Annotated in this window: 1 tRNA gene; it reads right to left on the bottom strand. The window is 61.4% G+C overall.

Annotation, left to right across the window (positions count from 1 at the left end):
• Positions 1-177 precede the first annotated feature (177 nt).
• Positions 178-254, bottom strand: a tRNA-Met gene (locus Q0938_RS19310).

A 254-nucleotide genomic window follows, 5' to 3' on the forward strand; every position in this document is an offset into this window, starting at 1 on the left:
AGGTCGTGGGCCGCGCGTCGGACGAGCTGCACCGGCTGATTGATCGCGTGGTGGTGTCCTGGGACGAGGCGACGCAGACTCACCAGCTCGATCTGTCCGGGGATCTGGTTGCTCTGTTGTGTGCTGCGGACAAAGAAAAAGCCGCCTCGTATGAGGCGGCTGGATCTTCGCTAAGACTGGTTGCGGGGGTAGGATTTGAACCTACGACCTTCAGGTTATGAGCCTGACGAGCTACCGGGCTGCTCTACCCCGCG

The sequence above is a fragment of the uncultured Paracoccus sp. genome, from assembly GCF_947496875.1.
Taxonomy (GTDB): Bacteria; Pseudomonadota; Alphaproteobacteria; order Rhodobacterales; family Rhodobacteraceae; genus Paracoccus.